This window comes from Butyrivibrio sp. (genome assembly GCF_024699075.1).
Genome location: NZ_JAILQF010000175.1, coordinates 1 through 6,548, shown reverse-complemented (window position 1 = coordinate 6,548; position 6,548 = coordinate 1). Strand labels below are relative to the sequence as shown.

Annotated in this window: 9 protein-coding genes and 1 pseudogene; 1 reads left to right on the top strand and 9 read right to left on the bottom strand. The window is 35.2% G+C overall.

Going from position 1 to position 6,548, the window contains the following annotated elements:
• The 8 genes and pseudogenes from K6G87_RS06905 to K6G87_RS06870 all read right to left on the bottom strand — a co-directional run.
• A pseudogene (locus K6G87_RS06905) lies at positions 1-224 on the bottom strand (relaxase/mobilization nuclease domain-containing protein); the annotation flags it as partial.
• Complete coding sequence (locus K6G87_RS06900) at positions 151-1,203, bottom strand: relaxase/mobilization nuclease domain-containing protein (RefSeq protein WP_296835281.1); 1,053 nt, start codon at positions 1,201-1,203, stop codon at positions 151-153. The pseudogene K6G87_RS06905 and the gene K6G87_RS06900, both read right to left, overlap by 74 nt.
• A 60-nt stretch (positions 1,204-1,263) precedes the next feature.
• On the bottom strand, positions 1,264-1,893 hold the full coding sequence (locus K6G87_RS06895) for a hypothetical protein (protein WP_296835279.1): 630 nt from the start codon (positions 1,891-1,893) through the stop codon (positions 1,264-1,266).
• Positions 1,890-2,231 (bottom strand): hypothetical protein, encoded by a 342-nt coding sequence (locus K6G87_RS06890; RefSeq protein ID WP_296835277.1) that lies wholly within the window; start codon positions 2,229-2,231, stop codon positions 1,890-1,892. The genes K6G87_RS06895 and K6G87_RS06890 overlap by 4 nt, the downstream gene beginning before the upstream one ends.
• 312 nt (positions 2,232-2,543) lie before the next feature.
• On the bottom strand, positions 2,544-3,221 hold the full coding sequence (locus K6G87_RS06885) for a YecA family protein (RefSeq protein WP_296835276.1): 678 nt from the start codon (positions 3,219-3,221) through the stop codon (positions 2,544-2,546).
• A gap of 112 nt (positions 3,222-3,333) precedes the next feature.
• The gene (locus K6G87_RS06880) at positions 3,334-3,459 is read right to left on the bottom strand and encodes a hypothetical protein (protein ID WP_296835273.1); all 126 of its coding nucleotides are present in this window, start codon (positions 3,457-3,459) and stop codon (positions 3,334-3,336) included.
• 102 nt (positions 3,460-3,561) lie between these two features.
• Positions 3,562-4,047, bottom strand: a complete 486-nt coding sequence (locus K6G87_RS06875; RefSeq protein WP_296835272.1) for a GIY-YIG nuclease family protein — start codon at positions 4,045-4,047, stop codon at positions 3,562-3,564.
• A gap of 248 nt (positions 4,048-4,295) precedes the next feature.
• Positions 4,296-4,457, bottom strand: a complete 162-nt coding sequence (locus K6G87_RS06870) for a hypothetical protein (RefSeq protein ID WP_296835270.1) — start codon at positions 4,455-4,457, stop codon at positions 4,296-4,298.
• Positions 4,458-5,145: 688 nt separating this feature from the next.
• On the opposite strand from K6G87_RS06870, the gene K6G87_RS06865 reads away from it, so the two are divergent.
• Complete coding sequence (locus K6G87_RS06865; protein ID WP_296835268.1) at positions 5,146-5,523, top strand: hypothetical protein; 378 nt, start codon at positions 5,146-5,148, stop codon at positions 5,521-5,523.
• Positions 5,524-5,986: 463 nt separating this feature from the next.
• Here K6G87_RS06865 and K6G87_RS06860 read toward each other — a convergent pair.
• On the bottom strand, positions 5,987-6,548 hold a 562-nt coding region (locus tag K6G87_RS06860; RefSeq protein ID WP_296835267.1), incomplete at its 5' end, for a hypothetical protein.

The window sequence follows — 6,548 nt, the reverse complement described above, 5'->3', positions numbered from 1 at the left end:
GCATAGGTCTTTTTCTTTTCCTGAAGGACTTCGCTGTATTCCTGATTCAGTTCTTTGATCTTAGGAAGTTTACCCTCGATCTTGGAGAAAGCTTCCTTAGCAGCTTTGCAAAGAGTGATAGCTTCCCTGTGCTCTTCAAAGAACTTTTTGCTATAACCGCTCTTGCGATATTCGGCGTAAACATCCTTGGTCTTGGAATAGTTGATGATATGCTTTTTCAGCAAGTTCGTCATAATCTCTGAGACCATGTTCTTCTAGAAAAAGAAGTGTCTGTGCCATCTGCTTGATGTTATGAACCTTAGCCCAGCGTTCATAGCCTGGTCCTTTTCCCTTGGCTATCATAGCCTGGATATCAAGAAGCATATCCACCTTTGGCTTAGGTTTAACATAAACATTTTCGTCAGTACGCTGTTGCTTCGGATCAGGTGTAAATGCACTTTCCCCAGAAAAGACTTTCTCCAGATCCTCTTCTCTGTAGCCTGCTCCAAGAGAGCGCATTCGTAAAAACTTCTTTTGATCTCTGCCCTTAAGAGAAACATATTTACCGCGCTTTATTTCGTAGCCCATCTCCTGAAGAAGCTTTATAAGCTCTTCCATGCTTTTAGGCTTTTGTTCCATACATATATCAATGGACTCGCGTATTTCCTCTCGGTAGCTTTTCCGCTGAGGATAAACTATGCGCTTACTCCGTTCACTGGGCTTTCTCGGAGTAATGACAGAGAGACCATATTCAAGACAGACAATGTCACTGACTTTTTGGAGTGCTATTCCTGATAAATGAAAATCCCTGAATTTCCTGTTACAGTCAAGGTTCGTGGAATTGTATATGATGTGATTATGGATATGAGCTTTATCTACATGAGTTGCAACTATAAAAGCATGTCTCCCCTTAGTCCAGCGCATAGCCGTTTCATATCCGATTCTGTTTGCCTCTTCCGGTGTGATTTCTCCGGGTTTGAAAGCCTGTCTAATCTGATATGCAATCACATCATTATTATTTTCTCTGCCGGTATTATGCTGATATTCTCTTTTGGCAAGAGCAAACTGTTCCTCCACAAGCTTGGGATCACACTCATAGCTGCTGACCAGAATACCGCCATCTGTCTTCTCAGGATTCTGAGCATAATCCGTCCTATCCTTCAGGCACTGCTGAATGGATTTCCCTTTATTCATATGCATGGCAATCAATCTAGTTGCAGCCATTGTTCCCTTTCCTTTCTTTTCGCAACATAGAAAAAGCACTCTGGATTACCAGAGCGCCTTTCAATCGTTATCATTATTATCTTTTAATTCTTTTATTCTAGCATATGCATGCAAGTTAAATAGCTGAAATACATTGAAAATAAAGCTCTTCATTTCCCATATACTTTCTATATTACAATGCAATACCGCTAGCAAAAGAATTCCTGAAATAACTTCATTAATTAACTCATTTTCAAAAGCACACCAATCATTTGGTACAATAATTGCAAAAACGACAATAAGAAGATCAATAACAGTACACGTCATCTGAAACACCATCACTTCAGCAAAATACTTATTTGTACCGCTTAAATTACCTTTTTCATCATCTACGCTCAATAATGTAATCAGCAATTTGTCGTTAATTAACGCCTGAAAAAATGCATAGCCTGTAAACACAATAGCTATTAACGCAACAAGTATAGAAATAAAAACCTCAAATACATCTTTTGTCAACACCACAGTTTCTTTCTGAGTTACCATTTTCCAAGCAAAGAATATCTCAATTACAAGAAAGATAACCTTCCTGAAAAAATTTCTAGATTCCGGTTTCAAAATTATCAGAGAATCCTTCAACACTTGTGATAAATTCAGTTTTTTTCTTAAATCTTCTGCATTTTCTGCAGCTTTCTCAATATTTATATGAATCACCTCTTTGCATTAGTGAATGGTATAATCTTTCCCTTATTTCGTTCATAAATATCATCATGCTTATCATTAGTAAACTTCGATGTTTCTATTTCTGAAGTTTTATCCACTAACTGTTTTGTCTCTTCGCTGAAATCTTTTAACTCATCAACATCAATTTCATACTTTTCAGCAAGTTCATTGTCTTTTAAAGTAACCTTGCTTTTCCCCTTGGTAATGACTTTTATTACTGGATCAATTGTTCCCGCTGCTTTAGCAAGAATACTTTTTATTCCAACTATTGATTTAGGACTATTATATGTTATAGCTCCCGTCTTAGAACCCAATTCTCTCAGCTTCATCAGGGATCTAATTAATGGTACCAGGTTCAATAAACCTATTACAGGTTTTTGATATTTTTTTGTTTTGATATGTTTTTTGTTGGTTTATGTTGTTTTATGATGATTTATACTGATAAGATTGAATATTGAAGCTAAATATATAATAGCTATATAAGGCCAAATTCCCAAACAATCACCAATTCACTCCTACTTCAACTCTACTCCAGTCCTCTCTAGACAATCCCAGTTAAAAAATATAAAAAGAGATCGCAAAATTACGATCCCTTTCTAAATTTCTATATTAATAGTTATCAAAAAAACAGCTATAGTCCGTTATTCTTTTACATAATACACTCTATACTTATCAGCATACTTTTTTCTCATTGTATTAATATCTAATTTACATGGTGATACTCTCTGTGCTATCTCCCATAAGAAGTTTATAGATTCAGGATGAGAATCCATATATTCACTAATAGACATGTTAATAACCCGTTTAGTTCCCTCATCAAGACCAATAGCAGACTTAACACCATACCTCAAATCATAAGGATTAGACGTCATTACATTTTTATCTAATACAATCGCATCTGAAACGGGCATACCATTCATCAATGTCATAATAACAGCTATGTCAATGATTTTTCCATCTATTGTAATCCACGAATGATCAAACGGTAAAAAATCGATTTTATCAACCTCTCCAGAATATATTTCAACATTATATCCAAGTTCAGCTAACAAAACATATAAGATTGTAGCAGTTGCATGACACGCACCAATCCACTTTTTTTCTTTCATAAAACGTACCAAGTTGCAAAGAACATCAGCCAAATCGTCCGAATATGCTTCTTTTTCAACTATATCTCTTATACTTGCGTATATATCCTTTTTCTCTTTATTCAAGCAACAATACTTGTACTTTTTCCCGCTCCCGCATGGGCAAGGGCCATTTATTCCAATGTTCATCATAACCTCCATAACGTCAGAATTATTTCTGATCGTTTTCATTAGCATTAAATATTTCCTACATAATTATTTGAGTTACTAATAGAGGCAATAAAGAGTTTGCTTCTCCACAAAACAAACATAATATCATCTCATATATGCTTTTTAACGAACTCTAATCATCATCTTCATGATCGTCATAACCGCTGCAGTCAAATCTATGATCGCAAATATCACATATACAATCATCTGTAAATACACCTGTTTCCCAACAAATATCTGATGGCTTTATATTATTCATATTTATAATCCTCTCTTACTGTTTATAAAATTATCCTACTCTACCGTTAATTGCATATAATTCCTCCAAAAGGCTCACACCTTGAATACATAAGTTATTAACTCAGCCTTGATTACCTCTTGTTTTGTTATAGCCTCTGGAATAAGCATTAAAACGCCATATTGCATTTCTTTCAAGCTCATTAAGAGATGAAAAACCGCTGTTTTCTAAAGCAATCATGCTTATTTCGAAAACATCCCCATACCTATAGTCAATATAAACATCACCGTTACCATGACCTGTAAAATGAGCATTTACCCTATCGAATATTCTTTTTGACTGGCCAACATAGTACATGTTCCGGCTCTTGTTGTATAAAATATATACGTCTGCAAAATTATACACAGAGGCCATCTTGCGCCCATGTCCTCCTACTCTGGTGTTGCGAAGTCTGAAGAATTCACTTGGGGACAAGGTCATTGAATTATCTTTAAGCTCATCTATTTCTTTGCGTAAACCAAAATCCTTATAAATTCTCGAAATAATGGCTATAACAATAAATATCAAAAAATAGACAAACAAATCTGTATTGGAATTAAAACTAATCACTGGAACTCCCATAATCATATTTTGACATTTTTTTAACGCAGTTTATGATTATATCACTTTAATTGATAATTGCAATACAGATCATCACTCAACGCTAATGCGACATCTCATTTAAAGGTACACACACTTGATAATATTTAAAACTTATAAATAATCAAAGCTTTTGCCTCAAAGTTCTATGAAGTTCCTTAACTTCACAGACCTTTTGTTCAGAATACTATTTCCTCACTACATAAGATGCAATCTGATTATTCCCAAAAATCTTCATGATCTTCTCCATCATAATGGTTGTAAAAATGATAGCCCATTTCTATTCTCTTTCCACAATCTGCGCAGACATCCCAGTATCCAAAATCATCTTCATAGCCAGTGGTTATAGCACTACAATGACTGCAATTACAATAAGACATATCTATATTCACCTCTTTTCAAAAAAGTCACGTAATAAAAAGCCCCTAATCTGTATTGTTTTTTGATTGGAAGCGTTTTTGTTAGTGTTCTTTGTACTGTTTGTATTTGTGTTATTTGTTTGGGATTTGTTTCTGATTCTGTTTGTGTTGTTGTTTTTTGAGATTGTTTCTGATTCTGTTTGTGTTATTGTTTTTTGTGATCGTTTCTGATTCTGTTTGTGTTGTTGTTTTTTGTGATCGTTTCTGATTCTGGTTTTGTTGTTTGTCTTGGTACTGTCTGTAATTCTGTTTTTGGTATTAGTGCTGTTTACGGTTGTGTTTCTCGTTTTTTGTTTAGGTTGCTAATTCAGACACGTCTTGAATACCCAAAACTTTTCTGTCCTTATTAGCAAAAGTTTAAATATGACTGACATATTCTTACCTATTATACTGCAAGGATTATAATCTTTCCATAGGATATGTAAAATTATAATGATATATTTATATAGTAACCTCCTTTTCAGCACCTACTTCCCAAATCCACTTTTCTTTGCAGAACCATATATCAGGTATCCTAGTTGTATTATCTTAAGATTACCCAGTCGTAGCGGACTACCACAGTAAATCTAGAACCTCTCTTTTGAAAAGCATCATACATCTCTTTCACATAATAGTACCCGGTTCAATAAATTGAGACAGCGGACGCCATATGATGCTCATGGTTCCGGGACGAATCGGAACGTCGTCTCCTGAGCTTGGAGTTCCAACAACCTTTGCGGATATCAGTGAGTTTGAAGCTGTATGTGAAGTGGAGGAAAAGGATGCAGGTTATAATCCTGAGTTATCCTACGGAAGCCATATTTTCCAGGATCTTGTTGAGGCAGACATTCTTTACACGGCTGTTTTTGTTAATGAAAAGACGAAGGTTTTCAGACCTGAAAAATTGGCAGAGTACAAGAACATTACTGAAGAATTTATAGGCAGAGATACAAATGAAGGCATTGTCAGCATATATGATCTAAAGGGCTCGGAATGTACCCTTTATTATGATCTGGAGGATAATCGACTGGTGCTGTACCTTATTTAGTATGCCGGTAAATATTTCCCTTTGTAATGAAATACCGTTTATTATTTCGCAATAAGATGACTTCAAGAACGACTACTGTACTTTTGGAAGGCACAAGAGCGGATACCAGAGACAACGGTGGAGACGAAATAATTCGTATTTCAGAGGATGGAAGATACATAATGTATTATTCGGAAACGGTTCCCATTATGTGTTCTCAGATTTTTGTGTATGATACCCAAACCGGAACAACCGAAAAGGTAATCAAAACCAATAAGTATTCGATACATGATGTGGCTTGGGAAAAATTAAAAATAATTAAGGTAATAAAGGCGCCAATTATCATCAATCATTGAAGATAAGAATTGGTTTGTTTGATCATGGTAATATTTTACCATGAAAAAAGAGAAATAATTGGCTGTTTCCAGCTATTACTTCTCTTTTTTCATGGACTGATTATTTCACAGCCCCTTTTTTCACCTAGTTAATTAACGAAAATATTGCTACGCTTTTCAAAGTATGAACGGTTAATGATGATCATGAGAATCGCAATCACGATGCGCGTAATACTTAGATTATACATAATACCTGCAGATGAAAACGCTATATAGACTAAAATATCTACTACAAGGCTAGTTACATAAACTAATGTAACCATATTATTTGCGCTGCTTTTTCTTTTAATAATTGAAAGAGCTCCCAAAATGCAGATTATTCCTGTTACTATAAGGCAAATAGCAGAAAAGCCTATTGCTCCGCTGATACTTCGATATGAGTAGCTGCCAGTCAGTGAAAGACACCACAGACCAACAATAATGCTTACAATAGCCGAAAGCCAAAAAGCAAAATAGCCAAGAAAGTCCGCCCATTTTGTCCCCAGCTGTGGTGTATAGCTATCAGATGATTTCAAAGTATCTACGTAATGATCTGACTTTAAAATATCCTCATTGCTAAAGTTTTCTTCCCCTAGTGGCGCACAGCATACAGGACATAATTCTGCAGAACTGTCGGTAATCATAGTGCCACACTTTTTACATACCATATTT